Genomic DNA, 20040 nt, shown 5'->3' with positions numbered 1-20040 from the left:
GCGCGGTCTGACATTAACACGTCGCTCGTGTCATTGCTTAATGTTTCCACCACCCAGAAGTTGTATCTCCGCCGTCAGTGAGAAAGATGCACGTGTCGAGAAACCGACCCAAGCACAGGGGCCACCTTCAAACCCGGGGCGGCATGATTGCCGCGTCGATGCGCCGGTGCATTAGAGAGACCATTGAAAACAGGTCCTCCGCATCCTCTTTCGACATCTGCCAATGGATCCTTGGCGCGTGGGCCGTCGTGTTGCGAAACATGCTGAATGTCCCTTTTACAAGGTTGGAGAACCCACGTTGCTCGCCTTTTTCGCTTTCGCTCTGGAGTTCGTTTATCGCCAGCATTGGTGCGTCCCCGCTAAAGGCGCGATCGACAAGAACGGCGCCATCGTCCGTTAGTCCCGTACGTTGCCGTATCTTGTCGGCGACACTTTTCACGGCCTCGAGAACTGCGTGGAAATAATTATCCACAAGAAGCTCTTCGCGGCAAAACCGCAGCACATCAGGGTGAACGCCGCGGCTTGTAAGATCGGCTCTCAACTCTAAGGCACGGCGGGTTGCTTGCGAAAGTGTTTCCGCGGCATCGACGGCGGCGAGTTCACCTGACGCCTTTACAGCCAGCCCGGCAAATGCCAAAGCGCGGTTAAGATTGAGCCTCATCGGTTCGAAGCGTTCCGAATCTCTGGCGAAGCGTTCAGGCTTCATCGCCTTGCGTATAAAAGCGATGATATGGGTTCGCTGCTTACGACTGTTCTGGTCAGAGGCGAAGGCATTGTACAGCCTATGACGCTTTGTCATCTGTGGATCAGTATCAACTATCTTGACCGTTGCCAGCAGGTGACCGATTTCGGAGCCGGTGAGGCCGTAGTCTGTATCACCCAATGCATCGGCGATCGCCTGAAGTTGAGATTGCGTGAAGGTTTTCATTTGCACCCCAAGAACGCGGGGCGGACGCGCTTGACAAGCACCTCCTTCGCCCAGGTCGAGAGATCTGCATCGGTCGAGCGCGCGACCATTTGCAATGCGATGTCGAGACGGGCTGTGAGATAGATGCTGTCGACTTCCATCGCCGCGGTGAGGAAGGAATCGCGAGCTTCCAATGGCTCGGTCGACAGATATCTCAGCATCGATTGGGTAATAGCCTCTACGACGCCGGCGTCATGACATATAAATTGGCCTCCGCCTTTACCGTCATGAACCGGCAGGGATTCGGCGAGCATATCGTTGCGCGATTGCCGCAACACGAAATCCGCAGTGCCGACAAGCAACAAAGCTTGAGGATCAAGCCGGTGTTGGCCGCTTTCGGTCTGGACCGTTAAGCGGCGCGATGCCAATTGTGAGAGGATTTGCCATCCGAAGACGTTTCCAATGGTTTCGCCGGGATCGTCTTCGGTGTCGATGGTGTGTTCTTCACCGTCGATCGTCAGGACCACAGAGCCGTCTTCCTGGGGGAGAAGCTCCAAATCGCCAACACCTTCGACCCAGCCTTGCAGGTGCTGGCCGGGATGTATCTGCTCTCTAAACGGCGTCATGTCCGCAAGTGCTCGAAACAACGGATACGGCAGGTCACGATTCACAGCGCCGAGATCCAAAAAAGCCTGAGCGGCAACTATGTCACCAAACAGAAAATTACTTGCAGCGCCGGCAAGCCACTCGGCCGCATCGACCGGATCATCGTCGGCACGCTCTCGTAATTCGATCGCCAAAAGTCGGGCCAATTCGCTTGCCAGCAGCTCGGGGAGGGTCACGTTCAGCATCGGCGTGTTCTCAGCCGATATCGATGGATTGAGGTAACCGCTCCGGATTAACCATTCGGTATCAGACGTGGACAAACGGCCTTCGAGTGTTTCCCGTCGAACGAAGTAACGACCCATGAGCTGAAGAGCCATCGAATATGGCTTTGTTTGATCCTGGGCATCCAGAACAATAGCTTGAGCAACGCCACGAAATCGGCGCCTGAGTTCTGGGTCCTTAAAATCCGCTCGCGCCTGAGCTATGACTTCCAGTCCGGGCACTGCCGGAAATACGGCTATACCCTCTCGCTTCCGTTTCACCCCCAGGACGTGTGTCACCATAGCTTGGAGGAGCCAAGCGCGACGCAGGTCTGGACTGTGCTCTCCTCCATCCATTATACCCATGCCGAGTTTTGCGAGGGCTTCCAGCGCCGCGACATACTCGCGATCTGCAAGATCAGTGACTTCAACAATCGTCGCGTGTCGACCAACGACAGACTCACGACGGCCATCCGAACTGGCCACCACCCGTCGAATTGCATCCTCATCCAGACCTACAACAATCCGCAGGCCAAGGCCGAACCTGCTCGACATCAGGTCTTCGATCATTCGAACATCATCACGGTCGTCGGGGTCGAGACGATCTATGGCGAGTATCAAACTTGGTCCATCGGTCCGAGAAATTTGACGCACCCAGTTTCGTGCCGCTTCCGGATCGACGTGCCAGTCGAGCGTGTCCGAGAGAAGGTCGGCAATCTTGCGGAAGATCTCGCTTGCACCGCACTCGAGGAATAAACCGCCAGCATCAAGCGTATCCGTTAGGCGGATAAGTTGTTCGAGAACGTTGGTTTTGCCGACGAGGGGTGGTCCGGAAACCAGCACCAGCCGGGATCTCCCTAGCTGATTTACGAGGCGCTGCGTAGCTAGTCGAAAAATCTTCAACGGGCCAAAGGGGCGGCGAGGATGGTCGGACGTTGCGGTCAATTCGCTCATAGCCGTCGCCGAAGCAACAGCAACAGCCTTCGTCCAAATTTGCGGGTCACTTCCCATCAGGGTAGAAATCGCGTCGTCGCGGTCGCCCGCCGCGACCTTTCCCGCGGACTTCATCAAAGCTTCGAACGCCTTCTCGTCAGGACTTTCTGCTTTGAAGGGCTGACCAGAGAAAGTTTCGATGATCTGCAGTTGATCGCCATTGGTCGCGACGACGAAAGGCGCCATGACGGGCAACAAACGAGCATAAGACAGGCCCTGCTTGCCATCGTCGTCGGTCACAGAGATATCGGGTCTCTTCAGCTCCAGAATTGCCACAGGCTTATCATCCAGCACCAAGAGGATGTCGGCCCGTCCCCGTTTGATCCAGCTTTCCCGCCCGTTGGCGGTGATCGTCGCATGCCCTAGGCGAATTGTGAATTCGATCTGATGCTGGATGCCCGCGGCGTTGAGGCGTGGAAATGCCTTCTCGATCGCTGCGGAAATCGCTGTTTCGAGATCGTATTCAGTCTGTTTTTTATCGGAATCGTCGCTCACGGAGCCTCCTATATCTGCGCTTCGCGGCGGCTAAGGCGTTCATGTTCAGCGATCAGGAACGTCAAGTAGCTGCGGATTAGGTTGCAGTAGAGCCGTGCCTCATCAATCTCGAGCGCAAGGCCCTCTTTAAGGTCGACCCCGTGACGAACGCCACCACCGGTCGGCGATGATAGATATCCGTGCAGGGTCATCATCCACTGAAAGATCTGGTCCTGGTGCCCCCGGCCGCGCTGGCGCAATTCCCCAATGATCTTGTTGAAGTATCGGCCCTGGATGGAACCGTCCAAAATCTCTTGACTTCGAAATGCCGTGGAGATCGTTTCCAGCAGCCAAAGGACCTCCTGGACAGCCTGGCGGCCGTTGCCGTCGCTAAGTGCGCGCTGGGACGCGTCAAGGGATTCGTTGATGAGCGCCTGCGCCTGGACGTCAAGTGAAGGAGGCGCATTCGGAACGTTGATGGGAATGTGGACGCGCGTGGCGGTCAGTATGGGAGGATCGAGCTGATAGCCGGCGTCGGCGTCCGCAAGGATTTGATTGATCCGCCCGGCATCCGGTATCACCATTGTGGGATTGCGTGCGCGAAGTTCTTGGCAAGCGCCCCAGAATGTTTCGATGAAAATCGCGGCATTATCTCCGGCGCGTGTCATGTCTCGGTCGAGATCCTCTGAGGCGAACCGCTCATTGGTGCTAGGCCAATACTCCGCACCGCCGGCTGCGCAAAAGCGAGCTTTGAAATGTTCGAGGATGGGCTTCCGCTGTCCCTGTCAACAAATGCGGTTGATGAGATCGCGAAAAGCCTGTTGAACTGCTGGCTCTATTGGCCCGGGACTGTCAAAACGCCAATTACCGTCGAACTGGAGCATCAGGATTGTCCCCTGGTCGTTGACCGAAGCCCCTCGATCTCTCGCCGTTGCTCGGCATGTTTTTCTGGGTTCTGCGCCTTCAGCTTCTCGAGGTTGAGAATCTTCCAGCGGACGGCCGGCAGATCAGCCGCTTGCGGCAACCCGATGGCGTCGAAATCTGGTTTGCCGTTGTGGAGTGAAAGCAGAAAGCGCATGGCGTCGTCGTCGAGCCGTGCACGAAGATCCGTCGTCAGTTGCTCTCTTGCGGCTTTCAGCTCATCTAGGCTGATGGGCTGCGTCGTCATTCCCTCGAACTCTTTGACGAATGCCTCTTCCAGCGCTGCAAGCGAGGGCCTAACCAGCTCATGGGGCGGCCGCCCGGAACTTGCGACATAAATCAGGAAGGTCCGAAACAGCCCGTCGGTCAATCCCTCGTTTTCATAGAGCAGCTTGACGTCGAACAGGTCGCGTGGGTGCTGTCGGTCAACCGCCGCATGCAGCTTCCCACCAAACAGGTCCTCAAACGAGACGACCTGCATCTCAGCGAACCCGAAGACGTCCTCGACTTTCTCGCTCACCCGGCGTCGTTCCGACGTATGAACGGTGCCTCTCGCGACAGGAGAAGTCTCCACTTTTATTTCAACGTTGCCCTGCCGGACCAGGAGGCGGGTATCATTGTTGCCGCCGCCGGCGATCCTCTGGACGTTCAAGCCGCGCAGGTTGCCCATCAAGTCTTCGCGGATGTGCTCCAGTGTCGTGTCGATATTTTTCAGCGTCGTTTCGCGATCCTCAATCGGCAGATAGGTCAGGTCGATATCGACAGAGAGCCGCGGCATATCGCGATAGAAGAGGTTGATCGCCGTTCCACCCTTCAGGGCGAAGGCCTCGTGGCGGGCGATGAATGGAAGGATCCGCACCAGGAGGTCGACCTGGCGCATGTATCGGTCACGGGCCATATGGGGCCTCCTTTGGCATCAAGTCATTTGGGACTGTGATGCGATAGATGGGGTGCAGCCTGCCCCCCGGGGTCAGCGCCCGGTCGCCCTTGCCGATATCGACGGAGGAGACGTCGATGTGCCGGCGCCAGGCGTGATTGTGCTTGTCAGCAAACACGAAGAAGAGGCGCTTGGTTTTTACGCTTCGGCATAGGGTAAGGAGTGTCGTCAATAATCTCGGGCGCAGATTCGCAAGGCTCTCGAACGCCACGTCCACCTTGTGGAAGCTTTCGCCCTTTGGGACTTCGTCTAGCATTTCGAGGATCGCGCGCTCGGGTGAGGACAGCGGAATTGGCCAGCGCCATGGGCTTTGTACCAGCTCTGGATCCTCGTCGTTGGAAAGGTCGAAATCAGCGTTTTCGACGCCCGTCGCCCCTTCGCCGAACAGGACGTTGCTCCTGGTCTTGACATCGGCGTCCGTCCGCAACTTCGACAGCCATGTCGGGACATCGGATCCATAGAGATAGAGGGCAAATTCGCTGCCGAACGAGAGGTAATGAGTATGTCCCCGTAAGTTGAGGGAACTCGCCCCGCCGACATGGAACTCGTGCCGCATGAGCCAGGCGGCTGAGAGCAGAGGTATCTTCCAGCCTCCGACAGCTTCTGGATTGGTATCTGAGGAGAATGGGCGACGGTACACGCCTGACGTGACTGGCTCGAGCCAGCCATGCTTGAGATAGCCTGACACGGATTGTCGCGAGATAGCATGGCGGGCCATCCACCTCGAGTCCACCAGGAAGCCGGGGGGGATATGCTGCAGAAGGTGCTTTAGCTTGCTCTCTGATTGTCCATTCATGTTTGACATTATGCCGCAAGATCAAAGCATACGCAACTTTACACGATACCGAATATGTCAATTAGAAATTGACTTTTCCAGATCCCTGCAAAGCGGGTTACGAATTAGATGCTCCTGACACAGCGCAGCTGCATTGAACGGTTCGTTGCGGCTGCGGACCGCAGCTTCGGGCCGACTGGGCCTATTTCCGCCGGCTCATCGCCAAGACGAGCGGCAATTCTGAACCTTAGGTAAAATAGAGCCGGGCTAGTTGGGTCTGAAGATCTTTTGGAAGAATGGTGTGGGTAATAGGGGTCAGAACAAGATTAGTGCGAAATTGTACGTTTAGCCGAGAAAGTGATGCTTGAGATCGATTTTCGTTCTAAAAATGGGTCCTAGGATGCTTTTCACCCTTAAGCTTCCTATTTATCACAGACGGCAAACTGCTGAGATTATGGACAAATGCGCTTGGCGTACGATTTCGCACTAATCTTGTTCTGACCCCATTATGCGTTTGCATTTGTGCTGGGCCATTTGAATCTAATCAGTTGCCGGCACCTAATTCTTGACGCATCCAAATTAACGCGGGTAGCATTCTCAATTATCGACAACTGGAGCCAATCGTCGCTCGGGAATCCTACCTAAAACGCGATCTTGTTCGTGCGCATTGCCAGCAGCAATCCCGCGAAAGATGCTCTGAGCTGTCCTTATCAGAACACGCACCCCTCGAAGGGGGCGCAAAGTCGAGCAGCATGGAACACGATACCACCGGACGCACAAACGAGTATTCTGTACGTGTGGACGAGCATGACACGATCTTAACCCCGCAATCGAAAGCTTTTACAAATGCGGAGTTGCATATCCTCGTGGCGATTGCGTATGCCGACCAAGATAGTCTTGGTAATGAACTCCTCGATATTGAAGACCTTGCAGAATACATACCTGCTATATCTGCTGAGGAAATGTATGCCACCATTTCCGATCTAGTGATCAACGGTTTCATAAATGAGCGTGATATTATTGAATCAAGAAGTATTCGAGCGACGCAGCTTCTCTTTGAGACATTCGATGCTCAGGTGATGGGGTGGAATACGGATGCAGATGCCGTCGAGCTTGCAAAGCTGATGTTGGCAAATCCGGAGCATGATTCACCCAGTTTGGCCGAGAAAACATAATGGCCGCTTCGACGGATCAATCCCGCCATCGGTTATTTGATAAACGCACATCCTGATTGGCTATGGCGCAATGATTTCGGACAGCCCTATCCATTATATGGTCTGGTTATCGACCGGCGGTCTCCAGCGCTTTATCGCTGACCATGGAAAAGCAGTCACGGCATAGGATAGTGAACAACCTCTCCATGAGATAAAATCCGCTCGACTGCGGATTCCGACGTGAAGCCGGCCATCATTCAAGTCAAAGTCCGGCCAATTTTCGGCACCGAAGATACCCCTTGGTCAGCAACTTGGCATCAATTACCTCGGGATGAACGAGGACATTTTGATGCCTGCAAAGAGAGGGCTGACCATGAGACAATTAAGACAAATGCTTCGGTTTGCCGGAAACGGGGCGAGCACCCGCGAGATTGCCGTCCGTCGTACTGGGAATAGCCTGCAGTATGATGCAGAATAGCAGCGTATATTGCAAACGTAACGTAAAAATCTTGGTCGCAATAAAAGGTTCTCATTGCGGCCGTATCTTTCGCCGATCGCCTTTTAACGAGGAAGAAATCATGTTTCCGGATCTTGACTGCCAACTAGGCGTAGAACTAGGGCTTCCAAAACGCTACCGGGATAAGCCAGCGTTTGAGATCATAAACGACGCTCATGATCTCGTGGGCGCACTCACTTCACGGCTGATCACCTTCAGATATAGCGGCTATGAGCGTTTTGAGGAGCTCGTGGCACAATACGCCTTAGCGGATACGAAACGCATCGAATTTTCACAGCGATTGGAACGACTTGATGGTAACGCAATAGAGGCAGTGAACCTGATTGATGAGCTAAATCACTTCGTAAGAATGTTTGTTGATCCGTGGCTCGTCAAATTTGAGGATCTACGCGTCAATGAGAGATGATCTAGGAGTTGATCGAGCGCTTACCCTCTCGTTACAAGCTAAGCGCGACATCTTCGAGACCCAGATCATTCCGGCAATCGGTGCGCGGGGGGCGTCTGTTGCAAAGCCAACTTTCACAGTTGTATGTGGCCAGCAGGGTGCCGGAAAGAGCACCTTAGTTCGCCAAATCAAGAGTAGAACGGGCGGTGAAAGCACCCAGCGAATAATAGCTGATGATCTCAATGCATACATTCCTGGTAACAATGCAGCCCTTCTGCAGGGCTCGCATGCGTTAGAGCGAGCAAATTCGTCGGCAGCGACAGAATGGTATCATCAATTATTTGATCGCAGTATCACTAATAGATATAATATTATACTGGAGTCGTGCTATCCGCCAAATCATTACGCGTCGCTCTTAGATAAGGCGCGCTCCAACGGATATAGAACAGAACTAAATATTATCGCGACGGACAGGATAACGAGCTTTACAGCTATTCACGATCGCTTTGAAAGGGCGCTGGCGAACTCGTTTATTGCCTCAACCGTATTGCCAGATGTCGAAACTCACGATCATTATTATTCAATTTGGCCACGTGTAGCGCTCGAGGTCGAAAATTACAAAACATTTGATAGAATTGCAATTGTACGCAGGGACGGTGAAACGTGTTACGACAATGAACAAGCTCTAGCAAGTGACGGAAAATCGACTTGGGGCCGGGAGCCAGGCGCGTTAAGGGCATTGATGGATCATCGAAATCGCCCGTTGGACGAGAGACAGCAGCACTGGGTTAACAGCGTTTGGGAGAGGCTCCGTCGAAGCTTCGCATTCGCCCAACATCCAGATTCCGCCCGCCTGCCAATCGCTTCGTATCAAAGTGCCATCGCAACAAGGCTGAGAGAGCACAGTGATCTCAGTTCGTTCGAAACACGTCCCGAATATATGCGCGAGTTTTCGAACAAGTTTTCATGGAATTTAAAGCGCGACATTTCCTTTGTGGTTAATCGCAAGAGTAAGGGCGGTGAATTCCGAGAAGATGCTTTTGAAGAGTTGTTTTGCGAAAAGATAACGGCTGTCCATCATTCTCTTCAAGAGGCGATCACGGCGCAGTTTGAATCCGCCATCGGCAAATGGAATGACGAAGGCGATGTACGTTCTCGCGATGTTTCGACCTTTTATGCTCGCACTTCTGGGGAGAGTTCTACAGCCAGGCGATTGAACATCAGCACAAACCCACGAGGCATGGTGCCGAGTGCTGACGTCGTCAATATCTCTGAACAGCAGGCACAGTCTGTCAAGCATCGGCGTCCTAAGTTTCTCGTTGAGGTCTCAAAGAATGTCTATAGACCAATCGAACAGTATAATCGGATGGTCTTCGATCGAGTCAGATTTCCAAACATCACTCGTGACCGGCGTAAGTTGAATGTATTGATCCGCATGGAAGACGGCACTGGCTACGAAACACCTAGCTCGTTAAAAAAGCGCCTGGGATCGGACCAGCATAATATCTTTACCAAGATAATGAACGAGGGTCAGCTACCCCATAGTCTCGCGTCCAGGGAGACTAGTGAACTGCCTATAGTTTTGGTTGACGCGGGAAATGGTGCAACCTTTATCGCCGGCGAGAAATTTTCTTTGTCGGACAACGGACGCAGGATACCCACGACTATTTCTGCTGATAGAATTTTAGTCAGAAATGAAAATGGGACTTTCAGCGAGCTTTGTCAGCGTTTGGCCGGAAACACCGAACTATTGCTTCCACCAGAAGCGATAGTTCAACTGGGACTGCAGCGTCAACAAGCTGTCAATCGAGCTCGTGCCGGAGAAGCATCGGAGTTGGAGCAACGAACTCGCGAACATTCCTCTGGAAGAGTTTAATTAAAAGTGCACCGGCGGGTTTTGTCAGATGCAACTCCGGATTCGGGGCGCCGATCATGAAAGTTATCAGTGTTCAGTGCGATACGTCCGACAAGTCGACGTCGTGCTTCCGCCGATCTATGCCCGTTGCGGAAAATTTTTGATCACCGTAGTAAATACCGCCAATGAGGTGCGCGATGGTGACGCGTCACCGATAGCTCGTAAGCGCTCAATTTGCGGCACCTGTTCATAGAAGATCGAATGTCTGATTCTGTGTCCACAAAGGAGTTTGTGGACACAATGACCTCGGATAGTTTTAGCGGTTCATGCGGCCTTCGTGCTGTGAAGGTTATTTCGAATGGGAAGCGGCGCTTCGATCCCGCGGACAAAGCCCGGCTAATCGACAGTGCGATGAAGCCTGGCGTATCAGTTGCGAGCCTGGCACTGGCGCATGGAATAAATGCCAACCTGTTACGCAATTGGGTGAAGCTTCGCCGAGATCGGCAGATGCAGGACGATATGCCGGCTCTTGCGGGGCATGAAGCATCGGCCTTTGTTGCCGTGGCTACAGCGTCGCCGATTGTGCACCTGCCCGACATGCCGGCTCGGCCACCATCGGCAGGTATGCGCCTGACGGCTGTTCTGCCGAATGGTGTGCGGCTTGAGCTTGAGGACGCGGATAAGCAGGCTGTTTCCATTCTGATTGAGGCTTTGGGGCGTTGCGATGTTCCGGCTGGCTGATGATCTTCGTGTTTACCTTCACCGGGATCCGATCGACTTTCGCGCAGGGATCAACAGCCTGGCGATCCTGGTCGAGCAGTCGATGGGACTGAACCCGTTCGAGCGTGCCGTCTTTGTCTTCTGCAATCGTCGGCGGACGCGGGTGAAGCTGCTGTTCTTCGAGCGGTCAGGGTTCGTGCTTGTATTGAAAGCGTTGTCGCAAGACCGGTTTCGTTGGCCTCGTCGCGACGTGCCGGTGGTGACGCTCGATACCGAGCAGTTGCGCTGGTTGCTTGACGGCATCGATCTCGATGAAATGGTTCGCCACCCTGCTCGGCAATATGAGCTTGTCGGCTGAAAGCTGTTGACGGAGCGGGGCGGCTCAGATTCAAAGCTACAATGACACGAGCCGGCACCCCGACCGTTGCAGAATTGATGGCGCTTTTGGCGGCAAATGCTGCCGAGAACGCTGCGCTGCGGGCTGAGAGAGACGCCCTTGAACAGCGTGTTGTCAAGCTCGAGGAAGAGCTTGCACTTGCCCAGCTTCATCGTTTTGCGCCGCGTAGCGAAAAGCATATGGATCGCGTCTTCAACGAAGCGGAGAGCGCCGCTCTCGAGGCCGGTGCTGATGAAGGATTGGCCGACCAGGATGAAGTAGGCTCCAATGGGCTTCCCGACACGGGGTTGCCAGAGATAGAGATACCCGAAGGCCGCAAGCGTGGGCGCAAGCCGCTTCCGGCGAATTTGCCACGCCACCGCGTTGAATATGACCTTGCAGAAGATCAGAAGACCTGCCCATGCTGCCGACATCTGCTGCATCGCATGGGCGAACTGATCACCGAGCAGTTGCATATCGAGGTGAAGGCCACGGTCCTGCAGAACGCGCGGGCCAAATACGCTTGCCGAAACTGCGAACGCACCGATATCAGCACGCCCGTCATCATCGCGCCCATGCCCAAACAGCCCTTGCCGGGCAGTATTGCCACGGCCTCGACACTGGCTTTTGCGCTCGTTCATAAATTTGTCGACGGCACACCGCTCTATCGTCTGGCACAGGCGTTCGAGCGCGCCGGCGTCCCCGTGAGCCGTGGCGCCCTTGGCCACTGGGTGATCGGGTCGAGTGAGAAGCACCTGGTTCGCATCTATGATGCGCTGAAGCAGCGTCTCCTGTCGCAGAGCGTCATTCACGGTGACGAGACCACGGTCCAGGTGCTGAAGGAAAAGGACAGGAAGGCGACAGACGCGTCCTACATCTGGGCGTATCGCAGCGGTCAGGACAGCGCCGAGCCGGTTGTGCTGCTCGAATACCAGCCCGGTCGCGGGCAGGTCCATCCGCAGGCTTTCCTTGGCGACTATCGCGGTATCCTGATGAGTGACGGCTATCAGGCATGGCGAACTCTACAAGGTGCGACGCATGTCGGATGTATGGCTCACGCCAGGCGACGCTTCGTCAACGCCTTGAAGGCCGGGAAAAAAAACAAAGCTGCCCACCCGCACAGGCTTTGAAGTTCTTCGACCAACTCTATCGGATTGAAAGGCAAGCTCGGGAAGAAAAGCGGGTTGAAGGCGAAACGCAGGCCGATTGTATCCGGCGCATGCGCCAGAAGCACAGCCTCCCCGTTCTCAAAGCCTTGAAGGAGTGGCTAGACAACATGGCCCCCAGGGTCGTGCCCGACACCAAGCTCGGCGATGCAATCTCCTATACGCGAAACCAATGGGAATATCTGACGCGCTACATCGAAGACGGCAGGATGCCGATCGACAACAATTTATTGGAACGCGATATCAGAGTATTTGCCACGGGCAGAAAGAGCTGGCTATTTTGCGACACCGTCAGTGGGGCGAACGCAAGCGCCGTCGTCTATAGCTTGATGTTGACCTGCCGTGCCTGTGGTGTCGAGCCCTTCGCTTGGTTGAGGCACATCTTCACCGAGCTGCCGCAGCGCCCTGATGGCGCCGATATCGACGATCTGCTCCCGTTTAACTTCGCCAAATCAACTCCCGTATAATCGGACAAGGGCGCCATAATCTAACGCGTCAACGCGCAGCGAATTGAGCGCTTACGATAGCTCTGCAATGACGATCTGATTTGTTCGTTACAGATGAAACCCGATTCTAATGTGTAAGACTATTTTTTGTTGCTACCGTAGGGCGAGAGCAGTCGCATGGGCTAAGCCTTTAAGTCTTATTGCCATTTACGTCGTCTCTCGCGTCGTCTTTGGTAAGGTATATTACAATGATTGCGAACAGCTCTACCGATGTCTCTGTGGCCGACCAGAAGTTTCTAAATGTCGCGAAGTCAAATCAAATCGATCCCGACGCCGTTCCTATAAGCAGACTTGATTCTGAAGGTCACAGTATTTTCGCAGAATGGCGACCGAAGCGTCCGTTTCTTCGGAGAGAAGATGGCATCTTTCTCGTTCTCCGCGCAGACCATATCTTTCTGCTGGGCACCGATCCACGTACCCGGCAAATAGAAACTGAGCTCATGCTGAATCGAGGCGTCAAAGCTGGTGCCGTTTTTGACTTTATAGATCACAGCATGTTGTTTTCGAACGGTGAAACGCATGGGAAACGTCGCTCAGGCCTTTCAAAGGCGTTCTCATTCCGCATGGTTGAAGCGTTGCGCCCGGAGATTGCGAAGATAACGGAATGTCTGTGGGACGATCTACAGAAAGTTGACGATTTCAATTTTACTGAAATGTACGCGTCGCAATTACCTGCGCTGACGATCGCAAGTGTCCTTGGCTTGCCGTCTGAGGACACGCCGTTTTTCACACGACTAGTTTATAAGGTTTCCCGCTGCTTGAGCCCGTCATGGCGCGATGAGGAATTCGAGGAGATTGAAGCTTCCGCTATCGAGCTTCAGGATTACGTTCGGAGCGTGATCGCGGATAGCGGTCGTCGGATGAGGGATGATTTTCTCTCGCGCTACTTGAAGGCGGTACGGGAAGCCGGAACGCTTTCGCCAATTGAGGAGATCATGCAACTCATGCTTATCATACTCGCTGGGAGCGATACAACGCGCACTGCGATGGTGATGGTGACGGCTCTTGCGCTCCAAAATCCCGCGCTCTGGTCTTCTTTACGTGGCAATCAATCCTATGTCGCAGCCGCCGTGGAGGAAGGGCTCCGATTCGAGCCGCCAGTTGGCTCATTTCCGCGGTTGGCCCTCAAGGATATCGATCTGGATGGATACGTGTTGCCAAAGGGAAGCCTCCTCGCGCTCAGTGTCATGTCTGGCCTGCGAGACGAGAAACACTACGAGCATCCTCAGCTTTTTGATGTTGGGCGTCAACAGATGCGTTGGCACCTCGGGTTTGGCGCGGGTGTTCATCGATGCCTCGGCGAGACGTTGGCGCGAATTGAATTGCAAGAAGGACTTAGAACACTTTTGCGCCGCGCGCCGAATCTTGCGGTGGTGGGTGACTGGCCACGGATGATGGGTCACGGAGGCATCCGGCGCGCCACCGACATGATGGTAAAATTGAGCTTCGACCTGTGAAGTCAATCTGCGCCGCTCGGATGGAAGAGAGGCGTGTATCGATATCAAGCATCACTTGGAGATTTCCAATGCTATTCGCGCCAGTGGACGACGTGACGACCATCGATGACCTAACACTCGATCCCTATCCGATTTATCGCAGAATGCGCGTGCAAAACCCGGTGGTACACGTCGCCTCGGTCAGACGGACGTTTCTAACGAAGGCCTTCGATACTAAGATGGTGAAGGATGATCCTTCACGCTTTAGTTCTGATGATCCCAGCACGCCGATGAAGCCGGCGTTTCAGGCTCATACTTTGATGCGAAAGGATGGAACTGAACACGCTCGGGAACGAATGGCCATGGCCAGAGCATTCGCACCGAAAGCGATCGCGGATCATTGGGCGCCGATCTATCGTGACATCGTGAACGAGTATCTAGATCGCCTTCCGCGCGGCGACACAGTAGATCTTTTTGCAGAGATCTGTGGTCCGGTTGCTGCTCGCATACTGGCACATATTCTCGGAATTTGTGAGGCATCAGATGTCGAGATTATCCGCTGGTCGCAACGGCTTATTGACGGAGCCGGTAACTTCGGATGGCGATCCGAGCTCTTTGAGCGATCGGACGAGGCCAATGCGGAGATGAACTGCCTCTTCAACGACCTGGTCAAAAAACACCGATCCGCGCCCAACCCCTCGGCTTTTGCGACCATGTTGAACGCGCCTGATCCCATACCCTTAAGCCAGATCTATGCCAACATCAAGATCGCCATTGGGGGAGGGGTTAACGAGCCTCGCGACGCTCTCGGCACGATCCTCTATGGATTGCTGACCAATCCGGAGCAACTCGAGGAGGTCAAGAGACAGCAATGCTGGGGGCAGGCCTTTGAGGAGGGGCTGCGCTGGGTTGCTCCCATTCAAGCTAGTTCGCGTCTCGTGCGGGAGGACACCGAAATTCGGGGCTTTATCGTTCCGAAGGGCGATATTGTGATGACTATTCAGGCCTCCGCCAATCGTGATGAAGATGTCTTTGAGGATGGAGAAAGCTTCAATGTCTTTCGGCCGAAGAGTGCGCATCAGTCCTTTGGCTCCGGCCCGCATCACTGCCCAGGCGCGCAAATCTCGCGGCAAACCGTCGGCGCGATCATGCTGCCCATACTGTTCGATCGATTTCCGGATATGATATTGCCCCACCCTGAATTAGTGCAATGGCGCGGCTTCGGCTTTCGCGGGCCGATTAATCTACCTGTGACACTAAGATGATCGAAGCGACTTTCGCTTAGGTGTCCGCATGCCAGTGCTTCGATTTGCTCGGGAGTTATCACGTTAAGGTGCAACTCATAAAAATGCGTCACCGATTACTTGATGCGCACCCTTCCTATATCTCAAATCAATTGTCGAACCTCGGTTGAAGCCCATTGTCTACGTCGCGCGTATATCTCCCGTATTTTGCTTTTTGCTGCCGACCGATACCGCTGCGGTTCAAGAGTTGCGGAATGCGGTGTTTTCGGATTCACTCAAAAAGGAGTCGCTTATGAAACGGATCAGTACAATCCTTGTCGGTGTATTTTTGGCGACGCCGGTTTATGCAGCCGACAATATTCATACATTAGGGACGTTGTCTGAAATTGAACTAGCGCTGACTGCCGGAAAGCCGGTGAATGTCACGGTTGATTTAAGTTTGTGTAACCCCGGGGTGGCCGATACTCCGGCGACAAAAACCCGAGGAGGCATGCGTATAGATGCGTATCGAATAACAGCTGACGGCACCCTTGCGTTTGCAGATCAGCACTTCACCATTGACCGTGACGGTAAACCCATAACTCAATTTATTCGTTATCAGATCCGGTCAAACGGTGAGGCCGATTTCACGATGGTTACATTCAACATGCCAACATATGAGCGAAAAGGTACCAGCTTGGCCTACAAGTGCGCGATCGACCATGGGTTGAGTTTTCGTGCTCCACAGTGATTTTTGCGTCCAGTCCAGTCCGATGTAAGCCCAAGGTAACGCTTGCAATTACCCACATTTGAGCGTCGCTGCCATTTCGGTTCTGAGACAAATATCTGTCAGCCGGCTGAGTCCACGCCAGACGACCGTATTTCCCGGAGGAGGATCTGAAGTTCTAGCACGGTTGCCACCCAAACGAGCGAGTTTGGTGAGACAGAAGTTTAGCGATTCGCAACGAAGCACGACCGCAGAACCATTTACTTCGAAGGCTTCGTATATCTCGTTGCCGCAGTGATATGGCTGCGATGAATGTCGATTTGTCCTAGTGGTAGCATCAGGGACAGTCCTACGACGAGGCATAGGATTTAAGTCATCACGGCTGTCAAATGCCGCCGCCGCTGGCCACGCGAAGACAAAGAGCGCCCCGTCGCTGCCTGCTTTGAGCCGGACGCGGTTATCTCTGAGATTGCCTGCGCGGACGGTATCAATGTCAGCCAGTCGGAAGCACAGCGATGTAATAATCAAGCTGGGTCGGGACCGACGTGTCCGCGTAGATAGCAACATCGACACGGAAGCACTTAGCCGTATTCTCGATTGCGTGCTGGGGCTGCTATGATCATGGTTCCTGCTGGTGTGAAGGTCTGGCAGGCAACGTGCTACACCGACATGCGCAAAGGCTTCCCCGGTCTGCCGTTGATCGTGCAGAAAGTACTGAAGCCTGACCCGATGTGGGGGCACTGTTCGTATTATGCGGTCGTGGCGGCCAAAGACCGGCATACTTCATACGGATCTCGTTTCGCGACGATCTCCTACAGCCGTCAAAGCTTTCGAGCGCAAGCGCCCATCACGCAAACGCTTCCCGGTACATCGGCCGCATCAGCGTGTCGTTATCGCCACCCATACGAACTGTGCCTGCTGCGAATCGGCCAAACTGTCAAAGCTTGGCGAGGATGGTATCGAGACCCGGAAAGTCACCCGACGATTTGGCGGCGGCAACCTCTGCAAAATGCGTTATGAGCCCGGTTTTTCAGCCACAGACAAGTATCGCGTTCGTGAACAAGCTCACGCCCGAAAGTTCTTTAGCCGCACCTCTGACGCCCCATTTACGGCCGGATCTTTGCCTGACCTGGCGAAGCCGACTCCATCCCCTTACGGCACAGATACAACGTCGCGTTTCATCGACGTCCCATCAGCCGCTTGTGTGTTCAATTCTTCTCTGTTTCACTTGAAACAAACTGAATATATATTCCCGCTTTCAAAGCCATTTACAAATCCTCTCGTGCAGCCTAACGCAGTTGGCGTGGATCAAAGCGTTGGCACGAGGAAGTAAGTGCGATGAACGGAAGATATTCACCGACGCGGCAGGATTTTAAGACAGGCGCGAAGCCTTGGTCTATATTGGCCCTTATCGTTGCTGCAATGATTTTCGCGTTCATGGCGGTTGCGTCCTGGCAGGACAATGCGACTACCCAGGCAATCCTCAGCCAACTACGATCGATTAACGCCGACAGCGCCTCACTGCAGCGCGATGTACTCCGCGCTCACACGGGCACCGTGGCGAACTACCGCCCCATTATCTCCAGGCTGGGAGCTCTGCGGAAGAATCTGGAAGATTTGAAGCAATTATTTAGACAATCTCATATTGTAAGTGAGAGCAATGCTGCTCAACTGCTACGCCAGCTAGAAGTGTCTCTAAATTCGGCTGACGCGGCGGTCGCCGCCTTTGGTGCGCAAAATGTACGCCTGCAAGATTCGCTGGCCAGTTTCACTCGTGCTTTGAGCAGTCTTCCAGGAAAAGCCTCAACCGATCAGACTTTAGAAAAACCAACAGAATTGGCTAGCATGATGCTCCAATTTCTTCGGCAACCAAGCCCGGCTATTTCATTCGAGATCAGCCTTGAACTAGAGAGGCTCCAAAAACAACGCGGTCTTGATGAAGCTCCCGTGCGCATACTTGCACGTGAAGGTCCCATTATCTTATCGCTTTTGCCACAGGTGAAAGATCTGGTGAACATGATTCAGACGTCTGACACCGCAGAAATTGCGGAGATGCTGCAGCGCGAGTGTTTGGAGGTCTATAGCTTGAAAAATGTAGAGGAGCGGAGCGCACGTATCTTTCTTGGGTCCGCTTCAGTGGGTCTTTGCCTCTACATCATCACCTTAGTCTATAGGCTACGCAAAAAAACCGATTGGTTAGCGCGGCGTTTAGATTACGAAGAGCTAATCAAAGAGATCGGAGTATGTTTTGAAGGTGAGGCGGCCACCACGTCGTCCGCGCAAGCTGCACTTCGTATTATTCAGCGCTTCTTTGATGCCGATACGTGCGCGTTAGCTCTAGTGGACCATGACCGTAGATGGGCTGTCGAAACATTCGGTGCGAAACACCCAAAACCTGTGTGGGACGACAGCGTGCTACGCGAAATAGTCTCTCGTACCAAAGCGGACGAACGGGCGACGGTATTCCGCATCATATCGTCGAAAAAAATCGTACATTTGCCTCTCGAAATTCCAGGTCTCTCGATACTACTGGCTCACAAATCCACAGATAAACTAATTGCGGTTTGTTCACTGGGTTACCAAAGCTATCGCCCTCGACCTTGCCAAGGCGAAATTCAGCTTCTTGAACTCGCCACCGCCTGCCTCTGTCACTATATCGATGTTCGGCGTAAGCAGACCGAATGCGACGTTTTGGCCAGACGATTGGAGCATGCGCAACGCCTTGAGGCAGTTGGTACACTTGCCGGCGGAATAGCACATGAATTTAATAACATTTTGGGCTCAATCCTCGGGCACGCAGAATTAGCACAAAACTCGGTGTCTCGAACATCTGTCACCCGAAGATATATTGACTATATCATTTCGTCAGGCGACAGAGCCATGCTCATTATCGATCAGATCTTGACGCTGAGCCGAAAACAGGAGCGCATGATCAAGCCATTTAGTGTCTCAGAGCTTGTGACCGAAATCGCTCCCTTGCTACGTATGGCTCTTCCGCCAAACATCGAGCTTAGTTTCAGATTTGATCAAATGCAGAGCGTGATCGAAGGAAGCCCGCTTGAACTTCAACAGGTACTAATTAACATCTGCAAGAATGCTTCCCAAGCCATGACTGCAAATGGTCAAATCGACATCATCATCAGCCAAGCTTTTTTACCAGTTAAGAAAATTCTGGCGCATGGTGTTATGCCACCTGGCGACTATGTTCTCCTATCTATTAGCGACAATGGTGGAGGCATTCCCGAGGCTGTGTTACCCCACATTTTTGAACCCTTCTTTACGACACGAGCTCGCAACGGTGGAACGGGTCTCGGCCTTGCTTCTGTGCATGGTCATATCAGCGCGTTTGCGGGTTACATCGACGTTAGTTCAACTGTTGGGCATGGGACGCGCTTTGACATTTATCTCCCTCCGTCTTCTAAGGAACCCGTAAATCCAGACAGTTTTTTCGGCCGCAATAAGGCACCGCGTGGAAACGGGGAGATTGTGGCACTTGTTGAGCCCGATGACCTCCTGCGGGAGGCGTATGAAGACAAGATCGCCGCTCTAGGATATGAGCCGGTCGGTTTTCGTACCTTTAATGAAATTCGCGATTGGATTTCAAAAGGCAATGAAGCCGATCTGGTCATGGTCGACCAAGCGTCTCTTCCTGAAGATCAAAGTCCTAATTCCGTGGATTTAGTGCTCAAGACCGCCTCCATCATCATTGGCGGAAATGATCTCAAAATGACCCTTTCAAGGGAGGATGTGACCAGGGACCTTTATCTTCCGAAGCCGATATCGTCCAGAACTATGGCGCATGCAATCCTAACCAAAATCAAGACGTAGAGTTGCGACGTGTCAGGACTGGCAATCAGATTTCGGTTCGGTGGAGCGCGACGGGGGAACTACATGAAAGATCGAACGGCATAGGTTCAGTGGATCAAGCCGGGCGACGCGGCTTGATTTGTCCGATCAGGTCCGGTCGTTTGCTTGAAAGGGTTTACGCACCAGCTATGACACCACCATCATTGGTGCCAGCAGATTGAAGTAGGCCGGAACCGGTGCGGTCAAAAATCGGTGTGGACGACGGCTGTTGTACAAAGAGACGACAGAACACCCA

14 protein-coding genes and 2 pseudogenes are annotated in these 20040 nt (G+C 53.6%); 11 read left to right on the top strand and 5 right to left on the bottom strand.

Annotated features, from left to right (window positions below):
- Nucleotides 1-127 precede the first annotated feature (127 nt).
- The 5 genes from ASB65_RS22930 to ASB65_RS22910 form a co-directional block, all read right to left on the bottom strand.
- On the bottom strand, nt 128-928 hold the full coding sequence (locus ASB65_RS22930) for a TIGR02391 family protein (RefSeq protein WP_040132276.1): 801 nt from the start codon (nt 926-928) through the stop codon (nt 128-130).
- A complete protein-coding gene (locus ASB65_RS22925; RefSeq protein ID WP_040132279.1) occupies nt 925-3261 on the bottom strand; it encodes a type I restriction endonuclease in 2337 nt (778 codons plus the stop codon). Before ASB65_RS22925 ends, ASB65_RS22930 begins: the two co-directional genes overlap by 4 nt.
- 8 nt (nt 3262-3269) lie before the next feature.
- On the bottom strand, nt 3270-3908 hold the full coding sequence (locus ASB65_RS22920) for a hypothetical protein (RefSeq protein WP_010892472.1): 639 nt from the start codon (nt 3906-3908) through the stop codon (nt 3270-3272).
- 215 nt (nt 3909-4123) lie between these two features.
- A complete protein-coding gene (locus tag ASB65_RS22915; protein ID WP_010892473.1) occupies nt 4124-5059 on the bottom strand; it encodes a nucleotidyl transferase AbiEii/AbiGii toxin family protein in 936 nt (311 codons plus the stop codon).
- Nucleotides 5049-5894 (bottom strand): type IV toxin-antitoxin system AbiEi family antitoxin domain-containing protein, encoded by an 846-nt coding sequence (locus ASB65_RS22910; RefSeq protein WP_040132280.1) that lies wholly within the window; start codon nt 5892-5894, stop codon nt 5049-5051. Before ASB65_RS22910 ends, ASB65_RS22915 begins: the two co-directional genes overlap by 11 nt.
- A gap of 731 nt (nt 5895-6625) precedes the next feature.
- On the opposite strand from ASB65_RS22910, the gene ASB65_RS22905 reads away from it, so the two are divergent.
- From ASB65_RS22905 to ASB65_RS22860, 11 genes and pseudogenes are all read left to right on the top strand, one after another.
- Nucleotides 6626-7048: a hypothetical protein gene (locus ASB65_RS22905; RefSeq protein ID WP_040132282.1), complete on the top strand. Its 423-nt coding sequence runs from the start codon at nt 6626-6628 to the stop codon at nt 7046-7048.
- A gap of 557 nt (nt 7049-7605) precedes the next feature.
- A complete protein-coding gene (locus tag ASB65_RS22900; protein WP_040132284.1) occupies nt 7606-7950 on the top strand; it encodes a hypothetical protein in 345 nt (114 codons plus the stop codon).
- Nucleotides 7940-9805 (top strand): zeta toxin family protein, encoded by a 1866-nt coding sequence (locus tag ASB65_RS22895; RefSeq protein WP_040132285.1) that lies wholly within the window; start codon nt 7940-7942, stop codon nt 9803-9805. Before ASB65_RS22900 ends, ASB65_RS22895 begins: the two co-directional genes overlap by 11 nt.
- Before the next feature lie 240 nt (nt 9806-10045).
- Nucleotides 10046-10525 carry an IS66-like element accessory protein TnpA gene (tnpA, locus tag ASB65_RS22890; RefSeq protein WP_010892480.1) on the top strand — a complete coding sequence of 160 codons (480 nt, stop codon included), beginning with the start codon at nt 10046-10048 and terminating at the stop codon, nt 10523-10525.
- Nucleotides 10509-10862 carry an IS66 family insertion sequence element accessory protein TnpB gene (gene tnpB, locus ASB65_RS22885; protein ID WP_010892481.1) on the top strand — a complete coding sequence of 118 codons (354 nt, stop codon included), beginning with the start codon at nt 10509-10511 and terminating at the stop codon, nt 10860-10862. The genes tnpA and tnpB overlap by 17 nt, the downstream gene beginning before the upstream one ends.
- Nucleotides 10863-10903: 41 nt before the next feature.
- A pseudogene (locus ASB65_RS22880) lies at nt 10904-12513 on the top strand (IS66-like element IS692 family transposase).
- Nucleotides 12514-12740: 227 nt separating this feature from the next.
- Nucleotides 12741-14009 carry a cytochrome P450 gene (locus tag ASB65_RS22875; protein ID WP_010892482.1) on the top strand — a complete coding sequence of 423 codons (1269 nt, stop codon included), beginning with the start codon at nt 12741-12743 and terminating at the stop codon, nt 14007-14009.
- A gap of 68 nt (nt 14010-14077) precedes the next feature.
- Nucleotides 14078-15253: a cytochrome P450 gene (locus ASB65_RS22870; protein ID WP_040132288.1), complete on the top strand. Its 1176-nt coding sequence runs from the start codon at nt 14078-14080 to the stop codon at nt 15251-15253.
- A 271-nt stretch (nt 15254-15524) separates the two neighbouring features.
- A complete protein-coding gene (locus ASB65_RS22865) occupies nt 15525-15962 on the top strand; it encodes a VirK family protein (RefSeq protein WP_010892484.1) in 438 nt (145 codons plus the stop codon).
- Between the two features lie 790 nt (nt 15963-16752).
- Nucleotides 16753-16923 (top strand): annotated as a pseudogene (locus tag ASB65_RS29005) (IS66 family transposase); the annotation flags it as partial.
- A gap of 353 nt (nt 16924-17276) precedes the next feature.
- Complete coding sequence (locus ASB65_RS22860) at nt 17277-19766, top strand: two-component system VirA-like sensor kinase (RefSeq protein ID WP_010892485.1); 2490 nt, start codon at nt 17277-17279, stop codon at nt 19764-19766.
- The last annotated feature ends 274 nt before the right edge of the window (nt 19767-20040 follow it).

It is taken from the genome of Agrobacterium tumefaciens str. B6 (genome assembly GCF_001541315.1).
GTDB lineage: Bacteria > Pseudomonadota > Alphaproteobacteria > Rhizobiales > Rhizobiaceae > Agrobacterium > Agrobacterium radiobacter.
The sequence above is the reverse complement of the archived record's forward strand: the minus strand, read 5'-3'. Positions and strand labels throughout refer to the sequence as shown.

Bases quoted from the DNA above. Each gene is read 5' to 3' on its own strand.
- tnpA (WP_010892480.1), top strand. From the start codon at position 10,046: ATGTCTGATTCTGTGTCCACAAAGGAGTTTGTGGACACAATGACCTCG.
- ASB65_RS22930 (WP_040132276.1), bottom strand. From the start codon at position 928: ATGAAAACCTTCACGCAATCTCAACTTCAGGCGATCGCCGATGCATTG.
- ASB65_RS22915 (WP_010892473.1), bottom strand. From the start codon at position 5,059: ATGGCCCGTGACCGATACATGCGCCAGGTCGACCTCCTGGTGCGGATC.
- ASB65_RS22870 (WP_040132288.1), top strand. From the start codon at position 14,078: ATGCTATTCGCGCCAGTGGACGACGTGACGACCATCGATGACCTAACA.
- ASB65_RS22920 (WP_010892472.1), bottom strand. From the start codon at position 3,908: ATGACACGCGCCGGAGATAATGCCGCGATTTTCATCGAAACATTCTGG.
- ASB65_RS22905 (WP_040132282.1), top strand. From the start codon at position 6,626: ATGGAACACGATACCACCGGACGCACAAACGAGTATTCTGTACGTGTG.
- ASB65_RS22910 (WP_040132280.1), bottom strand. From the start codon at position 5,894: ATGAATGGACAATCAGAGAGCAAGCTAAAGCACCTTCTGCAGCATATC.
- ASB65_RS22860 (WP_010892485.1), top strand. From the start codon at position 17,277: ATGAACGGAAGATATTCACCGACGCGGCAGGATTTTAAGACAGGCGCG.
- ASB65_RS22900 (WP_040132284.1), top strand. From the start codon at position 7,606: ATGTTTCCGGATCTTGACTGCCAACTAGGCGTAGAACTAGGGCTTCCA.
- tnpB (WP_010892481.1), top strand. From the start codon at position 10,509: ATGTTCCGGCTGGCTGATGATCTTCGTGTTTACCTTCACCGGGATCCG.
- ASB65_RS22875 (WP_010892482.1), top strand. From the start codon at position 12,741: ATGATTGCGAACAGCTCTACCGATGTCTCTGTGGCCGACCAGAAGTTT.
- ASB65_RS22895 (WP_040132285.1), top strand. From the start codon at position 7,940: ATGAGAGATGATCTAGGAGTTGATCGAGCGCTTACCCTCTCGTTACAA.
- ASB65_RS22865 (WP_010892484.1), top strand. From the start codon at position 15,525: ATGAAACGGATCAGTACAATCCTTGTCGGTGTATTTTTGGCGACGCCG.